The 21,500-nt window shown below is 60.2% G+C and carries 17 protein-coding genes; 4 read left to right on the top strand and 13 right to left on the bottom strand.

Translation table 11 applies throughout. The features are described 5' to 3' along the window. Positions 1-14: 14 nt before the first annotated feature. Positions 15-1,610 carry an MDR family MFS transporter gene (locus LDZ28_RS01320; RefSeq protein WP_244826945.1) on the bottom strand — a complete coding sequence of 532 codons (1,596 nt, stop codon included), beginning with the start codon at positions 1,608-1,610 and terminating at the stop codon, positions 15-17. Positions 1,611-1,723: 113 nt separating this feature from the next. Between LDZ28_RS01320 and LDZ28_RS01315 the strand changes: the two genes are divergently transcribed. Continuing rightward, positions 1,724-2,572, top strand: coding sequence for an EcsC family protein (locus tag LDZ28_RS01315; protein ID WP_244826944.1), 849 nt, complete (start codon positions 1,724-1,726; stop codon positions 2,570-2,572). Here the strand turns inward: LDZ28_RS01315 and LDZ28_RS01310 are convergent. From LDZ28_RS01310 to LDZ28_RS01300, 3 genes are all read right to left on the bottom strand, one after another. Beyond that, positions 2,542-3,471, bottom strand: coding sequence for an alpha/beta hydrolase (locus LDZ28_RS01310; protein WP_244826943.1), 930 nt, complete (start codon positions 3,469-3,471; stop codon positions 2,542-2,544). The genes LDZ28_RS01315 and LDZ28_RS01310 overlap by 31 nt on opposite strands. Positions 3,472-3,502: 31 nt before the next feature. Next, positions 3,503-3,907 (bottom strand): CHRD domain-containing protein, encoded by a 405-nt coding sequence (locus LDZ28_RS01305; protein WP_244826942.1) that lies wholly within the window; start codon positions 3,905-3,907, stop codon positions 3,503-3,505. Between the two features lie 236 nt (positions 3,908-4,143). After that, positions 4,144-5,328, bottom strand: coding sequence for a porin (locus LDZ28_RS01300; RefSeq protein WP_244826941.1), 1,185 nt, complete (start codon positions 5,326-5,328; stop codon positions 4,144-4,146). Positions 5,329-5,765: 437 nt separating this feature from the next. Here LDZ28_RS01300 and LDZ28_RS01295 point away from each other — a divergent pair, with 437 nt between their 5' ends. Then, positions 5,766-6,701, top strand: a complete 936-nt coding sequence (locus LDZ28_RS01295) for a LysR family transcriptional regulator (protein WP_244826940.1) — start codon at positions 5,766-5,768, stop codon at positions 6,699-6,701. 55 nt (positions 6,702-6,756) lie between these two features. On the opposite strand, the gene LDZ28_RS01290 is transcribed toward LDZ28_RS01295, so the two are convergent. The 6 genes from LDZ28_RS01290 to LDZ28_RS01265 form a co-directional block, all read right to left on the bottom strand. Next, complete coding sequence (locus LDZ28_RS01290) at positions 6,757-9,813, bottom strand: ATP-binding protein (protein WP_370652068.1); 3,057 nt, start codon at positions 9,811-9,813, stop codon at positions 6,757-6,759. 179 nt (positions 9,814-9,992) lie between these two features. Continuing rightward, positions 9,993-10,643, bottom strand: a complete 651-nt coding sequence (locus LDZ28_RS01285; protein ID WP_244826939.1) for a response regulator transcription factor — start codon at positions 10,641-10,643, stop codon at positions 9,993-9,995. Between the two features lie 90 nt (positions 10,644-10,733). After that, positions 10,734-11,414 (bottom strand): response regulator transcription factor, encoded by a 681-nt coding sequence (locus LDZ28_RS01280; RefSeq protein ID WP_244826938.1) that lies wholly within the window; start codon positions 11,412-11,414, stop codon positions 10,734-10,736. 120 nt (positions 11,415-11,534) lie between these two features. After that, entirely contained in the window at positions 11,535-12,233 is a 699-nt protein-coding gene (locus tag LDZ28_RS01275; RefSeq protein WP_244826937.1) for a response regulator transcription factor, read from the bottom strand. A gap of 375 nt (positions 12,234-12,608) precedes the next feature. After that, complete coding sequence (locus LDZ28_RS01270; protein WP_244826936.1) at positions 12,609-13,136, bottom strand: single-stranded DNA-binding protein; 528 nt, start codon at positions 13,134-13,136, stop codon at positions 12,609-12,611. Positions 13,137-13,253: 117 nt separating this feature from the next. Beyond that, a complete protein-coding gene (locus LDZ28_RS01265; RefSeq protein WP_244826935.1) occupies positions 13,254-14,456 on the bottom strand; it encodes an MFS transporter in 1,203 nt (400 codons plus the stop codon). Positions 14,457-14,814: 358 nt separating this feature from the next. On the opposite strand from LDZ28_RS01265, the gene uvrA reads away from it, so the two are divergent. Both uvrA and LDZ28_RS01255 read left to right on the top strand, forming a co-directional pair. Next, the gene (uvrA, locus tag LDZ28_RS01260; protein WP_244826934.1) at positions 14,815-17,688 is read left to right on the top strand and encodes an excinuclease ABC subunit UvrA; all 2,874 of its coding nucleotides are present in this window, start codon (positions 14,815-14,817) and stop codon (positions 17,686-17,688) included. 103 nt (positions 17,689-17,791) lie between these two features. Continuing rightward, positions 17,792-18,880: an AI-2E family transporter gene (locus LDZ28_RS01255; protein ID WP_244826933.1), complete on the top strand. Its 1,089-nt coding sequence runs from the start codon at positions 17,792-17,794 to the stop codon at positions 18,878-18,880. Between the two features lie 72 nt (positions 18,881-18,952). Here the strand turns inward: LDZ28_RS01255 and purU are convergent, their stop codons facing one another. From purU to LDZ28_RS01240, 3 genes are all read right to left on the bottom strand, one after another. Beyond that, complete coding sequence (purU, locus tag LDZ28_RS01250; RefSeq protein WP_244826932.1) at positions 18,953-19,822, bottom strand: formyltetrahydrofolate deformylase; 870 nt, start codon at positions 19,820-19,822, stop codon at positions 18,953-18,955. 24 nt (positions 19,823-19,846) lie between these two features. Further along, positions 19,847-20,692 (bottom strand): NUDIX hydrolase family protein, encoded by an 846-nt coding sequence (locus tag LDZ28_RS01245; protein WP_244826931.1) that lies wholly within the window; start codon positions 20,690-20,692, stop codon positions 19,847-19,849. Between the two features lie 192 nt (positions 20,693-20,884). Further along, on the bottom strand, positions 20,885-21,499 hold the full coding sequence (locus LDZ28_RS01240) for a LysE family translocator (protein ID WP_244826930.1): 615 nt from the start codon (positions 21,497-21,499) through the stop codon (positions 20,885-20,887). Position 21,500 lies beyond the last annotated feature (1 nt).

Below are 21,500 nucleotides of genomic sequence, written 5' to 3'. Positions count from 1 at the left end.
GATTCCGTTGTAATTCATTCGGCGAGGATGACCGGTTCGTGCGTTCGTTTCAAGCGCACGGGCGGCACGCGGCGCGACTGCCAGAGCGAAACGACCGCGACGACGGCCGCGACCGCCAGGCCGATATGGATTGCCGCCACCAGCGATTCGCGCGCGGATTCGAGCAGCATCGCGCCGTTATGACCCGCAGCCGCAAGCTGCGCGAGCAGCGTGTCCTGTCCTTCGCGATTGATGAGGATTTGCGGATCGGAAAGATCGCCGAGCCAGTGCATTGCGTGATCTCGTTCAAGCGCGAGGCTCACGCCGCTCGCGTACAGATGGCTCACGAGCGTGCCGGTCAATGCCGTGCCGATCATCCCGCCGATCATGCGTAGCGATTGCAACAATGCCGTCGCAATTCCCAGATGCTGACGTCCCGCGGTCTGTTGCGCGAACACGGTGAGGTTCGGCATGACGAAGCCCAGGCCGAGCCCGCCCATCAGCATGACGACGAGCAGCATGGAACGCGGCATCGTATGCGTGGCGATCACCACGCCGAAACACGACGCGGCGAGAAACGCGAAACCCACGTACAGCATGAGATTCGCGTTCTTCAAACGCGTCACGATTCGTCCGTTCACGATACTGCCAATGGTAATGAACACGACGAGCGGCGTGATCATCATGCCCGCGTCTTTCGGCGACATGCCGAAGCCGCCCTGGAACAGCAGCGGCGCATAGAACAGCAGCGAGAACATGGTGAAGCCGCCGAGAATCGCCAGCGTGAACAGCGCGGCGAGGCTCTTGTTGCGGAACATATCGACGGGAAGAATCGCGTAGCTGCAACGCAGTTCCCACTTCCACAGGCTGTAGGACGCCACGATGGCCACCGCCAAAAGCATCGCCGTCTCGACACTGATGCCGTGCTTCGGCAACATCTCGACGAACAATTGCAGCGCGCCGAGCGCAACCGCGATCAGCGCGGCGCCGGGCCAGTCGAGCCGCATCTTGCCTTCGTGCGCCACATGCCGCAGATGCGGCAAAAAGCGCCAGACGAAGAACAGCGACAGCACGCCGACGGGCAGATTCACGTAGAACACCGAACGCCAGCCGTAATACTGCGTGAGAATCCCGCCGAGCGAAGGGCCGACCGCATTGGCGATGCCGAAAGCGGAACTCATCAGCACCTGCCAGCGCAGGCGCACGACCGAATCCGGGAACAGATCCGCGATGCACGCGAACGCGGTGCCAACCAGCATCCCGCCGCCGATGCCCTGCAAACCGCGCGCGAGCACCAAAAACATCATGCTGTTGGCGAGTCCGCACAACACGGACGCCACCGTGAACACGATAATCGAAGCGATCACGAAGGGTTTGCGACCGTAGTAGTCACCGAGCCGCCCGAAAATAGGCACGGTGATGACGGAGGTCAGCAGATAGGAGGTCGCGACCCAGGCGTAGAGATCGAAGCCTTTGAGTTCGGCCACGATAGTAGGCAGCGCGGTGCCCACGACGGTCTGGTCCAGCGCGACGAGCATGGTGACGAAAGAGATGCCCAACATCGCCATGAGCGATTCGCGGAAGGGCAAGACCTGTCCGCTGGAGTGATGCGCGGCTGTGTGAACGGCCATTTTTGTGGACGCAATTATTGACGAGTCAAAGAATGGGGAATCATAGCACGCTCGCGTGCTCTAAGCCGTGTGGCCCACCGCTCTCTTCATGCACGTTCCCGGACATTTTTCGTATGCAACCGACGCCCATCATCACTTCGCCGCTTACTGCCGAAGATTTCACCGCTCTGTCCCGCGCGAAGGAGGCGCTCGAAAGCCCTTCGCTCACGATGAAACTAGCGAGCGTGGTCGGCGCGCCGATCGAAAAACTCATGGGACGGCTTCCAGCCTCGGCCCAGGGGAAAGTCGACGAAGCCACGCAAGTCGCGCTCAAGAAATGCCTGCAGCTTGCGCTGCGCACGCTCGGCAACAGCGCGCCGTCCGACTCGCTGCTCGCGCCGCCGCCGGACAAACCGCGCAATCTGATGCACAAACTCGCCGTCGCGACGACGGGCGCGGCGGGCGGCGCATTCGGCTTGTTTGCGTTGCCCGTCGAGTTGCCCGTCACGACCACGTTGATGTTTCGCTCGATTTGCGACATCGCGCGCAGCGAAGGCGAGGACGTGCATCGCGTGGAGACGCAGTTGCAATGCATGATGGTGCTCGGCATGGGCGGCACCCACAAAGACGACGATAACGCCGACATCGGCTATTTCATCGTTCGCGGCGCGCTCGCGCAGTCCATCTCGCGCGCGACCAACGAAATCGCGGCCAAGGGATTGAGCAGTCATGGCTCGACCGCGTTGCTCAAATTCTTGCAGACCATTGCGTCGCGCTTCTCGGTGCAGGTCAGCGAGCAGGTCGCGGCCAAGTCGATTCCGGCCATCGGCGCGGTTCTCGGCGCCATGGTCAACACCGTGTTCATCGACCATTTTCAGCAGATGGCGCTCGGACACTTCACTGTGCGCAGACTCGAACGGCAATACGGAACGGCGGCGGTCGAGCGCGCGTATCAGACCATCGAGGTGATCGGCGGGCGCTGAGTGTTGTCGGCGCTCGTCGTGGTCGATATGAAACGCGCGGCTTGCGTGAGCGCATCGCGCGCTTCGGGCATGAATGGCGCCCAGATCTGGAAAATATGCGGGACGTTGCGCCAGATTTGCAATTGCACGTCCACGTCGGTTTCGCGCGCTATTTTCGCGACGCGCGTGGCATCGTCGAGAAGCAATTCCGTGTCGCCTGCTTGAATCAGGAGCGGCGGCAGGCCTCGATAATCGCCGAAAAGCGGTGACGCGTAGGGATCACGCGAATCGGCATCGCCGAGATAGAGCGCGGCCACGCGCGGGAAGACCGATGCGTGGAACATCGGGTCACGGCCTTCGTTTGCTTGCATCGACGCGCCGCCGCAGGTCAGGTCGGTCCACGGCGAAAACAGCACCGCGCCGGCGGGCAATGGAACCCGTGCATCGCGAAGCGCGAGCAATGTGGCGAGCGCGAGGCCACCGCCGGCCGAATCGCCCGCAATGACGATCGATTTTGCATCGATGCCCGACGCGAGCAGGCGGCGGTAAGCGGCAACGGCGTCGTCGAGCGCGGCCGGAAAGCGATGCTCGGGAGCCAGCCGGTAATCGAGCGAAAACACGTCGGCATCCGCACGCGTCGCAAGACCGAACGTGATCGCTCGATGACTGCGCGGCGAGCAAAAGTAATAGCCGCCGCCGTGGAGATAAAACACCGTTCGTCGATCATGCGCGGCGCTCTCGCGGCGCAACCATTCGCCATCCGGCTCGATATCGAGTCGCCATCCCTTCGGTACACGCGGCAACCAGATTCGACGCGATGCGTAGGTCCGCGCGCGCTCGACATCGAGTGTCGGCTTCGCCGTTTCCGGCCGCATTTGCCGCTTGAGCAGCCAGCATGCGAACGCGCTTTGCCAACTCATCGTAGCGGGCTCAGGCTTTGAGTCGAGCCGATCAGTTCGATGGCATCACCTGACCGCGAAGCTCGCCGGTCGGGTTTTCCTGTGTGTGAATGTTGAAATACCATTGCCCGGCCATGAGGTCCGTGACCTGCTGCTCGGTGAGCGTGGCCCGACCTTTCATCGGACTGGCGAGCGCATGTTTGTCGGCGGGTACTTGCGGCTTCGCGTTCTGACCGACGGGCGCGGGACCGTGGAAGTGGGCCATCGTGACCGGGCCGGAAAGCTCGGCGTAAGTCGCGGTCCAGGTGATGACTTTGGTGTCGGTGTCGAACGTGGCGTCGAGCATGCCGTGGCCTTTGCTGACGCGCGGCGGAACTTCGCTCGATGGCTGCAGATTTGCCTTCAGCGCGATGGTATCGGCGAATGCCGCCGAGGATGCGAGCAACGTGAACATCATGGCTGCGATGCAGCGGACATGTGGTCTGCATGTCGGGATCATTCTGGCTCTCCTTGGTGACGGCCAAGCGCTTCGCTTTCATATCGTTGATGCGCTTAGGCATCGCCATGGTAGAGCATTCGGATGATCGATGTTTTTCAGTGTGCGCCGTTCACGCGCGCGAATGCAAAAAGGGCGCCGCGCGGCGCCCTTTTCTTTTTACTGCTAGCTAGCTACTGCTTACAACTCAGCCCGCTTTAGAAGCGGTGACGGATACCAGCCGTCACGAGAACCTGACGGCTGCTCGACGATGCTGCTGCACCGCTGATTTGAGCCGACGGGTATTCGTTTTCCGGCAGACCGCTTGCAATTTGCATCACGCCTTCAGCGTAGACGTCCGTACGCTTGGACAACGCGTAGTCGGTCTGCAAGCCGAACTGGTGATAGCGAACGCGCGTGGATTCGCCTACGGCACCGAGCTTCTGGTTGGTGAACGTGTAGGCCGCACCCAGCGACAGCGCCGGCGTCAGAGCGTAACGAGCGTTTGCTTCGTAGTTGTTCGTGACGGCCGTAGCGTCGAAGTTGCTGCCGTCTTGACGAACTTGCGTCCACAGCAGGCCGAATTGCATAGCATTCGTCGAGTAGCTGGCGCCTGCGCCGAACGTACGTTGACGGATCGTGCCGAACGCGGCTTCTGCGGCCTCTGCCGGCTGACCGGCTGCTACAAGCGCGTCACCGACGACATGCGGAACGACCGTAGCACCGTTGATGGCGCCAGCGTTGTTGCTGTTGATGCCATTTGCTTGCGTGTATGCAATGCCAGCCTTGATCGGGCCGTTAGCGTAGCCAGCACCCAGGCTGTACGCGCGATTCGCCGCGAAGCTGCCTGCCGAGTTCGAGAAGCCGTACTCGCCGCCGAACGTCAGACCAGCATAGTTGGCGCTCTGGAACTTGACCGAGTTGCTGAGACGGAAGTTGTTGCCGTCCAGGTTATCCAGATTGTCCGGATGCGCGAAGTACGTGCCGCCGAACGTGCCAGTTGCGCTCAAAGGACCGAGGTAGTCAGCCACGGAGTCGTTCTGACGACCCAACGTTACCGTGCCTTGGTTCGTCGAGATGCCGACATACGACTGACGGGCAGCACCGGCGCCGCTACCGTCTGCCGGGTTGAAGCCGCTTTCCAGCCTGAAGACTGCCTTCATGCCGTTGCCCAGATCTTCAGCGCCCGTCAGGCCCCAACGGCTGTCTTGCACGTTGTTACCCGTAACGCCCCATGCGCTTGCCTTGTTGTAGTCCGAACCCTGTGCCGAACGCACGTTGTTCACGAACGTGAAACCTGCGTCTACCGTGCCGTACAGCGTGACGCTGCTTTGTGCGCTTGCAGCCGTGGCGAACGATGCAGCCAGAGCGGCCACTGCGGCTCCGATAAGATTCTTTTTCATGCGAATTCCTTTGATTGAGTCACGAGACTCGATGAGTTGCTTAAGGCCGCGGCGCGGCACATCTGGGATCGAAGCCCCGGAGAAAGCCTCACACCGATATTCGGCAGCCCAAAGTGTATGGCGCAGCTTTTTGCAGAGACCACCAAGGAACGAGCAAAAGGTCTTTCGAATAAATCGAAAAATGGAATTTCAATATGACTTAACGCTTACGCATCTGGTACTTACCCGAATGCTTTTTCTTTAACGAGATGGACCAGGCGCAGCATCGTTGCACACATGCGACAGTGGCTGACGAGCGACAGCGAGAAGACATCGGAGTCATCCTATTCACAAGATGTATCGGGCTACGTAACATCGCGCACGCGAGGCGGCACTCCTGCCCTCGCTGACTTCGCACCGATCACCCGCCGTTCACGCTTTCGCCAGGCCATCCGCTCATGAACCAATTACAGGCGATGCGCGTCTTCCTCAAAGTCGCGGAGACATCTTCTTTTGGCCGCGCGGCCGCAGCGCTCGATCTTTCGAACGCCGTGGTCACACGCTATGTCTCGCTACTCGAAGCGCATCTCAATACCCGCTTGCTGAATCGCACGACACGAAGCGTGTCGCTGACCGAAGCGGGCAAGGAATACGCCGATGGCTGCCGAACAGTGATCGAACACGTCGAGAATATCGAGGCATCAGTAGCGAACAGTTCAGTCGATCCATCCGGAACACTCAAGCTCGTTGCATCGGCATCGTTTTCCTTGCTCGAACTCACGCCCATGCTGCGCGCTTATCGCGATCGCTATCCGAGCGTGAAGCTCAGTCTTACGCTGCTCCATCGGCCGGTCGATCTCGTCGATGAAGGCTTCGATGTCGGCATCGTCGTGCCGCATCTCGTCAATAGCGGCACGCTCATCAATCGGCCACTTTTCAAGGTCGCCGCGGCACTCGTCGCATCGCCCGACTATCTCGCCCGCCGCGGCATACCGGCGCGGCCCGCCGCTCTCGTCAAACACGAGTTTCTCGCGCCGTCCACGGATATTCACGGATCGAAGTGGTCATTCACCAGTCCGACGGGTTCGCGCGAGGAAGTGTCGATCGACCCGTCGTACACGGTGAACAGTTCACCCATGTTGCGGCAGGCGGCGATATTGGGAATGGGCATTGCCGTATTGCCCGAGAGCTATGTCCGGCAGGACGTCGAAGCGGGCGCGCTCGTGCGCCTGCTGCCGGCCTACACGCTCAACGACGCGGACAAGGAAGTGTCGATCGTTTATCCGGGACGCAGACACGTATCGGCTAAGACGCGTTCATTCGTCGACTTTGCGCTGACGCATTTCCGGGACCGTGCGACGTCCGATTTCGGCGCGGCCGGTCTTTCCGACTAAAAGAAAAAAGCGCGACGCGATTTGATTCGCGTCGCGCTTTGAGTGATCCGACCGCTTAAACGAGCTCGGCGCCTTGCGCCTCTATGCGCTCGAGCAATTGCCTGCAGCGAACGATCAACAGATTTCCGTCCCGTCGACGCATTGCAAGTGGCTTACTCGACAAGTCACGCCTGAATGTTTCCAGCGCGTCCAGCAGCGGCCGATACTGCAAGACGCTCGCCGCCCCAGACACGCGATGATGCCATTCGCGCAAGTGTTCCACCGTGCCGCGTGCGAGCAGTGGTTCGAGCGCGGCGAGATCGTCGCGGAACGAGGACACGAAGGCATCGAGAAGCGCCTTGACGGTCGCCTCGCTGCCCCAAAGTTGCGCCATCGCGCCAAGGTCGATTTCGTCTTCTTCCGCGTGCCTTGCTTCGGCGTCGCCGACTGCCCGTCCTTCCGGCTCAGGCGCGACCGTGTCCTTCAACCACCACCGGTTAAGATGCTCGCGCAGCGTCGCGAGCCGAGTGGGTTTGATGAGGCAATCGTCCATACCCGCGTCGCGGCACATGGTGCGCTCCTCGGCCGCCGTGCTAGCGGTGATGCCGAGAATCGGCAGGCGGACCGCTGTTCCCGCTTCGTTGGCGCGCACGCGTCTCGTCAGTTCGTAGCCGGTCATGTTCGGCATATGGCAGTCCGTGATCAGAAAGCCGTAATGCGTTTGTTCGAGCGCCGCGAGCGCCTCGACGCCATCCTGCACAACATCGCAGGCGAACCCGAGCAACGAAAGCTGGTGGCGAATCAACTCCTGATTAACGGGATGATCCTCCGCCACGAGCACGAGCCTGCCGTTGCGCAAAGCATCCGCGCGGTCGGGCGCTTCCTTCTTCGGTTCGAGGCCCATCGTCGCGCGCGCCGCAATCTGCGGCATGCCGGTCAAGGCCGCGACGCAGGCAGCGCCAAGCCCTCGCCAGGAGATCGGATTGATGCTGACGCGAATATCGTCTTCAAGAATTCGATAACCCGTTGGCTTCGGCTTTTCCGTCGCGTGAATGACGCGGGAGCTGAACGGCAGCTTGTCCTTGTGCGTATCGCTTAGAAATACGATATCGACGCCTTCGAACGTCTCCAGAAGCATTAGGCTCGGGCTATCCGACGGAATGCGCTGAAGCACCAGACCGAGCGCCTGTCCGTAGTTCACCAACGCGTCGGCGACGCGATCTTCGTCGATCGCCACGATGCCCCTCCGGCCGCGCAAGCCGTCGATCTGATACTGCAAAGTCTCGACCGGCAGTTCGAGGCGAAGCGTCATGGATGTGCCGACGCCTACTTCGCTCTGCAACGTTAGTGTGCCACCCATCAAGTCCACGAGCCGATTGACGATAGTCAGTCCGAGGCCCGTACCGCCGAAGCGTCGGGTAGTGGACTTTTCCGCTTGCACGAACGGCTCGAAGAGACTCGCCTGCGCCTCGGACGCGATACCAATGCCCGTGTCCTTCACGCAGAGTTCGAGCAGTTGAGTGGACTCCGTCGATCCCACTTCCCGTACGTGCACGGCGACTTCACCAGCGCTGGTGAACTTGATCGCGTTGCTCAGCAGGTTGAAGATGATCTGCCTCAGACGCACGCTGTCGCCCTGCACGGTAGCCGCCACTTCCGGCGCGACATTGACTCGCACGCGCAAGCCCTTTTCGTGTGCCCTGCCCGCCAGCAAGCCGACGGCGCTATCGACGAGTTCGCGTAAATCGATCGCGGTCGGCTCGATCGTCAGGCGGCCTGCTTCGATCTTCGAATAGTCCAGGAGATCGTCGAGAATCTGAAGCAAGGCGCTGGCTGAATCCTGAATCATGCCGAGCATTTGCGACTGATCCGGATTGAGCGGCGTATTTTCGAACACTTCGACGAGACCCAGAACGCCGTTCATAGGCGTGCGGATTTCGTGGCTCATCATGGCGAGAAAATCGTCCTTCGCTCTCGATGCGGCTTCCGCGATATCTCTCGCCCGCGCAAGCTCTTCAGCGCGCGCGTGCTCGACGCTCGCATCCACCCAATATCCGCTCCAGACCACGGCGCCGTCGTCTTCGCAATGAGCGACGAGGTCTGCGCGAAACCAGCGCGTCACGCCCCCGACGACGGCTCGAAATTCCGTATGCAAGGGTTCGAGCGTGAGCGATGACCGCTCGATTTCCGCCAGCAGGCGCACGCCGTCCTCGGAATTGACTTGACGCAATACCTTGAGCGGATCGTTAGCCAACGCTCCAAGATCGAGGCCAAGCAGTTGCCGCGTGTCACCGTCGATATACGGAAGGCTGTAAGCGCCATCGCGCGCACGCCGCAGTTGGAAGACGACAGCGGGAAGCGAGCGTGTAACATCGTGCAGGCGCCGTTCCGTGCGACGGGCGTGCATCTCGGCGTCGCGAATATCGGTAATGTCGATCATCGTGCCGACCACGCCTGCTCGCTCGCCGCCCGGTGCCAGAAACGCACCGGTCCAGAAGAGGCCGTAACGCGACCTGCCGAACTCGTCGAAGAACTCGGCCTCGACTTCCTGACGCTTGCCCGTGGCGAGCGTGCAACCGGAGAGATCGTGCAGCAAACGGCTGTGCTTTGCTCCCCACGCGCCCACTTCGAGCGCCGTCTGTCCGACGATATCCGTCCTGCGAACGCCCAGGGCCTCCTCGAATGCACGGTTGACCGCGACGTAGCGATTGTCCATGTCCTTCGCGACAAGCGGATACGGCACGACTTCCATCATGGTCTGCTGGAAGCTCAACTGCGTCGCGAGTTGCTGTTCGATGGTGAGACGCTTTCGCATTTCCCGCTGCAACAGGACGAACGCACGAAGCGTGACGATCAAAACGGCCAGCACGCCAATGAGTGCAGGCAGCAGGCGCAGTGCGGTAACGCTCAGAACACGGGACGGCGCTGCCGAGACATAAACGTTCGAGAGCGCGTCGTTAGCGCGAAACATGAAGGCATCCGCATCGATAGGCGGAATGCTTTCCCTGGCGGGCGAGATTTCAGCCGCAGTCGCGCGCGCGTCAGGCGCGACACTATCCGCGTGCACCTCCGTGCAATACGGTGACAGGAGCACGACGAGCAGGAACCAGCAACGCACGACGACGGAACTCAAATCGAATCTCTCAAGGTAAAAGTCGGCGTCGTTGAAAGGACACCGCATTGGAAATCTTGCGTACGCCGCAACACACGTCGTCGCAGGCGCCGTCGAACAGTAAAGTCTGATACGCATCCGTTGGCGCAGACATCGGAACCGTCTTAAATAATTCTGATGACGCCAACCGTTCACTTCAGTCAGACGAGGCCCACCTGCCTGAAATACTCGACGAGATCGGCCTCCGAACTTAGGCCCAGCTTCCGCATGCCACTGCGTTTCTGAGTAGCAATGGTTTTACTGCTTCGTCCAAATCGGCTTGCAATCTCGTGCACCACCATGCCACTGGCATACAGCCGAAACACTTCCCACTCGCGCCGGCTCAATACGCCGACGCATGCGGGCATGGTTTCTGGAAGGCTGCTCAACGCATCTATGGCAAGCGGCGAGGCGAACCGTCTGCCTGCGCTGATGGCCGCAATTGCGGTTTCGAGAGACTCCAGTCCGTCGCGCTTGTCGACCACACCGTCGACGCCCATTCGTATGAGTCCCGCTAGCATTCGAGCTTGTGAAAGCATGGTGATGACGACCAGCCTCGGCCGCTCGATCCGACTCGAAAAACGCCTCAGAAATGTGATGGAACTGCTCTCACCTTCCATCCCCTGCATTCCAATGTCAGAAAAGACAAAGTCACAAGCAGTCGAATCCAGCGCTTCGGCCAGCTCTTGGGTGTCGTGCGCCGTCGCCACTACTTCGATGGCGCCGTCCCGTTCGAGATAGGTCTTAATACCCTTCACGACAATTGGGTGATCATCGGCGATGATTGCCCTCAGCGGCATTCGTGTTTTCATTGGTCTCTTTTATTTTAAGAGCCGGCATGCCCTTCTAACGAGGGCAGTTCGTCTCTACGCCGGCCGGTCAAAGCTGCTTGTAAGCGCGCGTCAGATCAGGTCCGTGTCCGCAACGAAGCGATACAAATCTGCGTCCGTGGACAGATCCAGCTTGCGCATGGCGGCGCATTTCTGAGCGCTGATGGTCTTTACGCTACGGCCCAGCTTCCTTGCGATCTCAGTCACGTTGGCACCGCGCGCATAGTTTTCAATGACTTCCATCTCCCGGCTAGTCAGTCTCTGCCGAATGAACAGAGCGTGACTTTCCGTATTCGCAATGGCCAAAGCTCGGCGAATTGCAGGTCCGAGATAGGTCTCGTTGGCAATGACCGAGACGATCGCGACGTAGATGAGGTCAAGCCGGTCCTCTTTGCTGAGGAACGCGTGCGCGCCCGCGTCCAGCGCCTGCTTGATGAGCGTCGCGTTATCGGTGCGCGATAGCACGACAATGTGCACATTCGGATAAGTCGCAGAAATATGCTGTACGAGTTGAACGCCGTCACCGTGGCGTCCCCCAGGCATGAAGAAGTCGACGATGGCCACGTCGCATTCGCCGCGTGCCAGACACTCGTCGAGCTGCGTGGAATCGATGCTTCGACTCACCACTTCTACATTGGGAAAATTCCCAGCCAGCCGTTCGATAGCAAGAATAACGAGCGGATGATCGTCCGCTATTGCTAACCGAATTCTCCTGGCATGCGAGAACACTTGACTTTCATTCAATGATTCCATCACTTAAAACCTTCACGCGTTGAGCGAACTCAAATTCATTCTTGACACCGATAAGAATCGGATACCGAAACATTAAAAAACATAAGATGCATCCGAATTCGAACTCACCACGCCGATAACTCAGCCGAGTCCTTGAGCGCGTACAAAAGCGAACAAACCTGGATCGTTTCTGATTCCAAGCTTGTTCATCGCATCTCGCTTCTGTCGACTGATAGTGCGTACATCGCGGTTCAACGCTTTGGCGATTTCGGTGATCGTGCGACCCTTGGCGAACAAACGAACGACTTCTTCTTCCCGGGGCGAAAGCCGCGGTTCCTCTGGTGATGATTCGGTTTCCGCGCCCGCTTCCGCTAACGCGGTAACAAAAGACCCACTGACATAACGGCGATCGATTCCCGCATGGCGCACGGCAGTCGCCACGAGTTCAATAGCCTCCGCCTTATTCACGAGTCCGATGGCACCGGCATTCAGAATAGAACGAAGAATCGCGACATTACTGACGCTCGTCAGCACGACGATTTTGATGCTTGGCCACTCTTGCCTGACTCTACGAATCAGCCGTAATCCGTCTAGCGCGTCCGGCCCCGGCTCAGGCATGGCGAAATCCGTGACAAGCACGTCACATGGCGTCTTCGTGAGTTCGACCACGAGACTGCTCGCATTATTCGCCTCACCGACGACATCAATCCCCTCGTCGGCCTTCAAAAGCGCCTTTACCCCAAGGACCACGAAAGGATGATCGTCGGCCAGCACTATGCGAAGTTTCAAAGTCGCCCCCCTCATTGATGTTGTTGATTTTAGATTTTGGTCAGAACGCATTTATTGCTTTATGCAACCAACGAAGTCTCTCTTCTGCTACGTTGCTTGAACTCGATAAAGATCGAGTAAACATCTGAACTCAATAAAAGAATGCCAAAAAGCAGCAAGTAACTAAACGTTAAAAATTCGATGAGTCAAAGTAGGACGCAAACAATCCGCGCACCATAGGATTACTCCGATTAGACTGCCATGACTCTTCGTTGGTCCGTATAAAGCCTCATATTCGCGGTTAATTAGAAGCGTAATACGGCTGCGGGAATCGCGGAGAGCCTCGAAGTGATATTTCGGAAAGCGCCTTGCCGATTTTGGTACAAAAAAAAGCCTCCGACAATTAATGCCGGAGGCTCAGTGTTTAAACGAATTTGTTGCGACTCGTCAGAACGGGATATCGTCGTCCATGTCTTCAAAACCGCCGCCCGCAGGTTGGCTCGGACGGCTCGATCCGCCACCCGCTCCACCGCCCGCAGCGCGCCCGCCTGCCGGCGCGCGGCCGCCACCACCGCCGCCGCCTGAGCGCTCCATCGGCGCGCTGCGGCTGTAGCCGCCGTCATCGCCGCCGCCTGCTCCGCCGCGGCCACCGAGCATTTGCATCTGATCGGCAACGATCTCGGTCGAATAGCGCTCTTGCCCCGCCTGATCGGTCCACTTGCGCGTGCGAATGCGCCCTTCGATATACACCGACGAGCCCTTCTTCAAATACTCGTTCACGATCTCGGCAAGACGCCCGAAGAACGCCACGCGATGCCACTCCGTGAGTTCCTTCATCTCGCCGGACGACTTTTCCTTGTAACGGTCGGTCGTCGCGAGACGAATGTTGGCCACGGCGTCGCCGCTCGGAAGGTAGCGCGTTTCCGGGTCGGCGCCCAGATTGCCTACGAGAATGACCTTGTTGACAGATGCCATGATTTCTCCGGTAAATTCCTTGCCCACTAGCAATCATGCGACGTTATCAGTTCAACCCTCTTCCACGGAAGAGGACGGGAAACATCGCACTGCCTCAATATGATTAATACAGATTCGCTACGCCGCGCGCTCGACCCTGCGCGGCGGCGCCTTCATTTTCGACGCGACGATCAACCATGCCAGCACCAGCGCCGAACACGAGAAGAACACCGCACTCGGGCCATCCAGCTTGAGCAGCCAGCCGCCGATCACGCCACCAAGCGCGAGCCCGATAGACTGCGTCGTGTTGTACACCCCGGCGGCCGCGCCCTTGCGGGTGCCTGGCGCCAGTTTGGACACAAGCGAAGGTTGCGACGCCTCCAGCACGTTGAAGCCCAAGAAGTACACAAACAGGATCGCGGCCACAGACCATAGCGTATGGGGAGCCGCGCCTAATAACAACTGGCCGATCAGGATAAGAAAAATCGCACTCAACATGACCGCTTTCATCTTGCCGCGCTTCTCGGCGGCGATGATTGCCGGAACCATCATCACGAAAGCGAGGCCCATCACCGGAAGATAAATCTTCCAGTGCGAGGCGACCGGTAATCCGCCCGCTTCGAGAATGCGCGGCACGACGAGAAAGAGCGCAGTTTGGGTTGCGTGCAGCACCAGCACGCCGAAGTTCAGACGCAGCAACTCGACGTTGTGCAGCACCTCGGCGAATGGTGCCTTGACGTGAACCGGCGGCACGGGCGGGTCCGGCACGACCCACAGGACCACGCCGACCGCGACGATCGACAGCACGCCGATCACCGTGAACAAGCCGCTCATGCCGATCCAGTGGAACAGGATCGGTGCGCCAACGATAGCGACCGCGAACGAGACGCCGATGCTCGCGCCGACCATCGCCATGGCCTTGGTGCGATTTTCTTCTTCAGTTAGATCGGCGATGAACGCGATCACCGCCGACGACACCGCGCCCATGCCCTGAATCACACGTCCGGCGATGATCCACGCCATGGAGTGCCCTGCCGCCGCCACGAAGCTGCCGAGCGCGAACACGAGCAGGCCGAATGCGATCACGGGTTTGCGGCCCAGCTTGTCCGAAATCCAGCCATAGAAGATGTAGAGCATGGACTGCGTGACGCCGTAAGCGCCGAGCGCTATGCCGACGAGAAACACGTCATCGCCGCCAGGGATGGTTTTCGCGTAAATGGAAAACACCGGCATGATCATGAAGAGGCCGAGCATGCGCAGCGCGAAGATCGCGGCGAGCGACACGGTTGCGCGCAATTCCGGCGCGGACAAACGTGTGGACGTGGCAGACGGATTGGACATCAGGAACGGAAATGGGTGAGGGTCGCGACTGGCCTGACGCGTGGGGAGCGCGGCGCGGCCGCCTTGTTCTGGCTCGAAACGGCACTATATGCGACACACGGCTGCTCGCGCGCCGCACGACCTGCGGCCATTAACGCGAAGGCGCCTGGGAAACGGAAAAGCCGTTGGAAAGCCGCCGAGAAGCCTTGAGAGCCCCTGAGAGCCCCCGAGAGCCTTTTGGCACGGGCGCCGCACCCTGCAAAAGTCGTTATAGTAGCAGGTTTAGCCCCCTTACTTTGTCGTCCGGTAGTCGCAGGAAACCCCGCGCCACGACCTAAAAGACGCCCGAAAGACCCCCGAAAGAACCCGGAAGAGACTCGTGGAAGAAATTCGTATTCGTGGGGCTCGCACCCACAATTTGAAGAACGTCAATCTCGACTTGCCGCGTCACAAGCTGATTGTGATTACGGGGTTGTCCGGGTCGGGCAAGTCGTCGCTCGCATTCGATACGCTTTACGCCGAAGGTCAGCGCCGCTATGTCGAGAGCCTCTCGGCGTACGCGCGGCAATTTCTGCAGCTGATGGAAAAGCCGGATGTCGATTTGATCGAAGGCCTCTCACCGGCCATTTCGATCGAACAAAAAGCCACCTCGCATAATCCGCGTTCGACGGTCGGCACCGTCACCGAGATTCACGATTATCTGCGACTGCTGTTTGCGCGCGTCGGCACACCTTATTGCCCCGATCATCTGATTCCGCTCGAAGCGCAAAGCGTCTCGCAGATGGTCGATGCCGCGCTCGCGCTGCCCGAGGAAACCAAGCTGATGATCCTCGCGCCCGTCGTCGTGGATCGCAAGGGCGAGCACGTCGAATTATTCGAAGAGATGCAGGCGCAGGGCTTTATCCGCTTTCGCATTCGTTCGGGCGGCGGCACGGCGAACGAAGGCGTCGCGAAAATCTATGAAGTCGACTCGCTGCCGAAGCTCAAGAAGAACGACAAGCACACCATCGACGTGGTGATCGACCGGCTTAAAGTGCGCCCGGACATGAAGCAGCGCCTGGCGGAATCGTTCGAGACCGCGCTGCGTCTCGCCGATGGCCGCGCGATCGCGCTCGAAATGGATACCGAGAACGAAAAGCTCTTCAGCTCGAAGTTCGCGTGCCCGATCTGTTCGTACTCGCTGCCGGAACTGGAGCCGCGCCTTTTCTCGTTCAACAATCCGATGGGCGCATGCCCGGAATGCGACGGCTTGGGCCAGATCACGTTTTTCGATCCGAAGCGCGTGGTCGCGCATCCTTCGCTCTCGCTCGCGGCGGGCGCGGTGAAGGGCTGGGACCGGCGCAATCAGTTCTATTTTCAGATGCTGCAAAGTCTCGCGGCGTTCTACGAATACGACATCGACGCGCCGTTCGAGGAACTGCCGGAAAAGGTGCGCAAGACGCTTTTGTACGGTTCGGGCAAGCAGGTCATTCCGTTCTCGTACATCAACGAGCGCGGGCGCGCTTCGGTGAGAGAGCACGCGTTCGAAGGCATTCTGCCGAATCTGGAGCGTCGTTATCGCGAAACGGACTCGGCCGCCGTGCGCGAGGAACTGGCGAAGTATCAGAACAATCAGGCGTGCCCGGCCTGCGAGGGCACGCGTCTGCGCCGCGAGGCGCGTTTCGTCAAAGTCGGTTCCGGCGATGACGCTCGCGGCATCTACGAAGTCAGCGGCTGGCCGTTGCGCGATACGCTCGGCTACTTCCAGACGCTGCGGCTCGACGGCGCGAAAGGTGAGATCGCGGACAAGGTGGTCAAGGAAATCGTCGCGCGGCTGTCGTTCCTGAATAACGTCGGGCTCGATTACCTGTCGCTCGAACGCAGCGCCGAAACGCTCTCGGGCGGCGAGGCGCAGCGCATCCGGCTCGCGTCGCAGATCGGCTCGGGCTTGACCGGCGTGATGTACGTGCTCGATGAGCCGTCCATCGGCCTGCATCAGCGCGACAACGACCGGCTCATCGCCACGCTCAAGCATCTGCGCGATATCGGCAACTCGGTGATCGTGGTCGAGCATGACGAAGACATGATCCGCATGGCCGATTACGTCGTCGACATGGGGCCGGGCGCGGGCGTGCATGGCGGCGTGATCGTCGCGCAAGGCACGCCGAATCAGGTGCAGAAAGACCCGAATTCGATCACGGGACAGTATTTGTCGGGCAAGCGGACTATCGGTTATTCGTCCGAGCGGACCGCGCCGGACGAGCGGCAGCTTCGTATTGTCGAGGCGTATGGCAATAATCTGAAGCGCGTGACGCTCGATTTGCCCGTCGGGCTTCTGACTTGCGTGACCGGCGTCTCGGGTTCGGGCAAGTCCACGCTCATCAACGACACGTTGCAACACGCGGTCGCCCAACATTTGTACGGATCATCGACCGAGCCCGCGCCGTATGAATCCATCGAAGGTCTCGAACACTTCGACAAAGTGATCGCCGTCGATCAATCACCGATCGGCCGCACGCCGCGCTCGAACCCGGCCACTTATACCGGACTGTTCACGCCCATCCGCGAACTCTTCGCCGGCGTGCCGGCCGCGAAAGAGCGCGGTTACGATCCCGGCCGTTTTTCGTTCAACGTGAAGGGCGGACGCTGCGAGGCGTGTCAGGGCGATGGCGTCATCAAGGTCGAAATGCACTTCCTGCCGGATGTCTATGTGCCCTGCGACGTATGCCACGGCAAGCGCTACAACCGCGAAACGCTCGACATTCAGTACAAGGGCAAGAACATCAGCGAAGTGCTCAACCTCACGGTGGAAGCCGCGCACGAGTTCTTCAAGCCGGTGCCGGTCGTCGCGCGCAAGCTGAAGACGCTGCTGGAAGTGGGCCTCGGTTATATCCGGCTCGGCCAGTCGGCGACCACGCTTTCAGGTGGCGAGGCACAGCGCGTCAAGCTTTCGCTGGAACTGAGCAAGCGCGACACCGGTCGGACTCTTTATATCCTCGATGAACCGACGACCGGTCTGCACTTCCACGACATCGCGCTTCTGCTCGAAGTGATCCACCGTCTGCGAGATCAGGGCAACACGGTCGTGATCATCGAGCATAATCTCGACGTGATCAAAACGGCGGATTGGGTCATCGACCTCGGTCCGGAAGGCGGCGCGGGTGGCGGCCAGATCATCGCTCAGGGAACACCCGAGCAGGTCGCGAAATCGAAAGCGAGCTTTACGGGCAGATATCTGGCACCCTTGCTGCAACGGCCCAAGTCGGCGGCGTAGCATGGTTGCGGCGCGTCACTTGCGCCGCGCGCCATAGCCGTTCGAAATGCGCCGCGATACGCGGCACGAATAACCGTCGCAAGCAGGGAAAAGGAACGCAGTCATGGCGAAGCGCAACGAAGCGGCCAACGAGGAGCGACGCATACGGGATCTTCCCGCGCGCCCCGTCAGGCTGACGAGCGACATGAGCATGCCGAAGTTGTCCGCCGTGGAGATCGGCAGCTATCTGGCGGCGTTCGCGGGTATGTACCTGGTTTTGCAGCTCAAGTTGTTGGGCGGACTGCTCGCCGGCATGCTGGTGTTCCAACTGGTTCACATGATCGCGCCCGTGATCGAGCGGCACGTCATGAGCCGCGGCGCGCGGCTGGTGTCCGTCGTCATCATCTCCACGATCATCATCGGCGGGCTCACGTTCGCGACGATAGCCATCATCGAGCACTTCCAGCAAGACGTGCCGAGCCTGCAAAAATTGCTGGATCAGTTGATGAGCATCACGTCGCACGCAAGGCTGCGCGTGCCGGATTGGATCGCCAATTACCTCCCGGTCGATGCCGATCAGATGAAAGACCGCGCCGCCGACCTCATGCACAAGCACGCCGAGCAATTGCAGCAAGGCGGCAAGGAAATGGCGCGCGGCTTCGGGCATATTCTGATCGGCATGATCATTGGCGCGATCATCGCGGTCGGAGCGCCGAAGCAGGCGCATCGGTTGCCGTTATCCACCGCGCTCGTCACGCGCGTGTCGCGTTTTTCGGATGCCTTCCGCCGCATCGTCTTCGCGCAGATCAAGATTTCGGCGATCAACGCGGTTTTCACCGCGCTGTATTTGCTGGTCGCGTTGCCGCTCTTTCACGAGCGTTTGCCGCTGTCGAAGACGCTCGTGCTGATCACGTTCATCGTCGGTCTGCTGCCGGTAATCGGCAATCTCATTTCCAACACCATCATTGTCGGGATTTCGTTGTCGGTTTCGTTCGGCACGGCGGTGGCGTCGCTCGGCTTTCTCATCGTCATTCACAAGCTCGAGTATTTCCTGAACGCGCGCATCATCGGCGGGCAGATCGAGGCGCGCGCGTGGGAACTGCTGCTCGCCATGCTCGCGATGGAAGCCGCGTTCGGTCTTCCGGGCGTAATCGCCGCGCCGATTTTCTACGCGTATATCAAGCGCGAACTGATTTATTTGCGGCTCGTCTGAAGCGTGCATCGACATAAAAAAACCCCGCTGAATCTTTGAATTCAGCGGGGTTTCTCGTTTTGACGGCGATGCTTACCGGAACACCACCGTCTTGCTCCCATTCAGCACGACGCGATGCTCCACATGCCACTTCACCGCGCGCGCGAGCGTCACGCATTCGACATCGCGGCCAATGGCGGTCAGTTGATCCGGCGTCATGTTGTGATCGACGCGCTCTACTTCCTGCTCGATGATCGGCCCTTCGTCGAGGTCGGACGTCACGTAATGGGCGGTCGCGCCGATCAGCTTCACGCCGCGATCGAACGCCTGATAGTACGGCTTCGCGCCCTTGAAGCTCGGCAGGAACGAGTGATGAATGTTGATCGCGCGGCCCGCGAGCTTGTCACACATTTCGGTGGAGAGAATCTGCATGTAGCGCGCGAGCACGACGAGGTCGGTATCGTTCTGGTCGATGATCTCCATCACGCGCGCTTCCTGCGCGGCCTTCGCCTGCGGCGTGCCGTTGAGAAGCGGCAGATGATGGAACGGAATGTCGTAGCTCGCGGCGAGCTGATAAAAATCCTTGTGATTCGACACGATAGCCGCAATGTCGATCTGCAACTGGCCCGTGCGATACCGGAACAGCAGATCGTTCAGACAGTGGCCGATCTTCGACACCATGATGACCACGCGCGGCTTCACCGATGCATCGTGCAACTCCCAGCGCATGCCGAACGTGTCGGCCAGTTCGCCGAACGACGTGCGCAGCGCATCGAGGCCGGGATCGCCGCCGACTTCCTGAAAATGCACGCGCATGAAGAACTCGCCGGTGTGGCTGTCGCCGAACTGCGCCGAGTCCAGAATGTTCGCGCCGAGATTGAACAGAAACCCGGAAACGGCATGCACGATTCCCGGACGGTCCGGGCACGACAACTTCAGGATGAAACTATGTTCGGTCGACATGACCCGGTTACTCCTTAATCATTGTTAGAGCGATGGCGGCGTGTAGAGCGCGGCGATGCCTTCGCACGCTTCCTCGTCGATCCAGCGGTGGCGCAGCAGGCAATCGAGGGTGGCGAGCGTCGCATCGACGGTGAATTCGCCTTCCTCGATCCAGCGCGCGACATCCTCGATGCGCGCCAGGCGATGTTCGCCGACTTCGCCGTCCTGATTTTGCGGCGTGAAGTCGTCCGGAAGCTCGATGTCGTAGACGAAAAGCTGCTCGGCCTGCGTGCCTTCGGGAATCATCTGCAGCACGTGGAGCGTGCCGCCGGGCGTGGCCGTCGACGCGAGTTCGGCCGGCATGCCCGCTTCTTCCCAGCATTCCTTCACGAGCGTCGGCTCGATATCCATACCCCAGCCGATGCCGCCCGCGACCACGTTGTCGAGCCTGCCGGGATCGACGGACTTGGTATCGCTGCGGCGCGCGATCCACAACCGCGGCGCGCCATCGCGATATTTTACGATGCCGTTCAGATGCACTGCGTAAGTCATCGTGCCGAAGAAGCGCGAGGCCGCGCGTTCGATGTACGCGAGCGGCGCTGCTTGGAAGTCGTTGCGAATCGCGTAGGTTTCGTTGCGCCAGCCGGGAATCTTGCCCTGCTGAGCGAGCGTGTCGATGACATCGTGAAGCGCGGCCGTGCGCGCATCGACGTCGTCCAGCGATGGATGCAGCCGCACCGCGGTTTCATCGACTACGAAGATGTTCGGCCAGCGCGTGAGCGATGCGACATCGAAAGCGCGGATCCAGCCGACGCGCTCCTCGCCGATCAGAAAAGGCACATGCAGGGTGGCGTCGAAATGGCGGGCAGCGGCGATCGAAGGCAGGGACATGAATGCTCCGGCAGGCTCAGCGGCCCGTGAAAGGCCGGAAATTGTAGCGCGGCCAATTGAATCGAAGGCTGGGCTCCCGCGCTCGCGGCTTGAGCGTTGGTGAGCGCTCGTGAGCGCTGGTAAGCGTTCGGTGAGCGCTGGTGAGCGCTGGTGAGTGTTCGTGGCGTTCGTGAGCGTTCGAAAGCGCCCGCCTCAATCCTTCAACGCGACGCGAATCCCGAGCGCGATGAACGTCACGCCAGCCACACGATCCAGCCACAAGCCCACGCGCGGACGGCGCTTGAGCCACGAACCGATCATGCCCGCGCCGATGCCGAAGAGCGAGAACACCACGACCGTTTGCAGCATGAACGCGCCGCCGAGTTCGAACATCTGCAGCATCACGCTTTGCGCGCCGTGCGGATCGACGAATTGCGGCAGAAACACGATAAAGAACAACGTGACCTTCGGATTGAGCATGTTGCCGATCACGCTCTGCCGGAACACGGTCGAAAGCGGTTGGCTCGCGCGTTCATGCGCGGTCGCGATGCCACGGCTGCGCAAAGCCTTAATGCCGATCCACACGAGATAAGCCGCGCCCGCGAGCTTCACGGCCTCGAACGCCATCGGCGACGAGCGCAAGAGCGCCGCAATGCCGAGCGCCGCGAGTGTCGTGTGAAAGATCACGCCGCACGCAAAGCCGAGCGCCGCCACGACGCCCGCAAGCCGTCCTTGCGAGATGCCGCGCGCAAGCACTTGCAGATTGTCCGGCCCCGGCGCGACGGTAATCGCCACCGATGCGGCAAGAAAGAGGAGGAAATTCGGCATC

This window comes from Caballeronia sp. TF1N1, assembly GCF_022878925.1.
GTDB lineage: Bacteria > Pseudomonadota > Gammaproteobacteria > Burkholderiales > Burkholderiaceae > Caballeronia.
The sequence above is the reverse complement of the archived record's forward strand: the minus strand, read 5'-3'. Positions and strand labels throughout refer to the sequence as shown.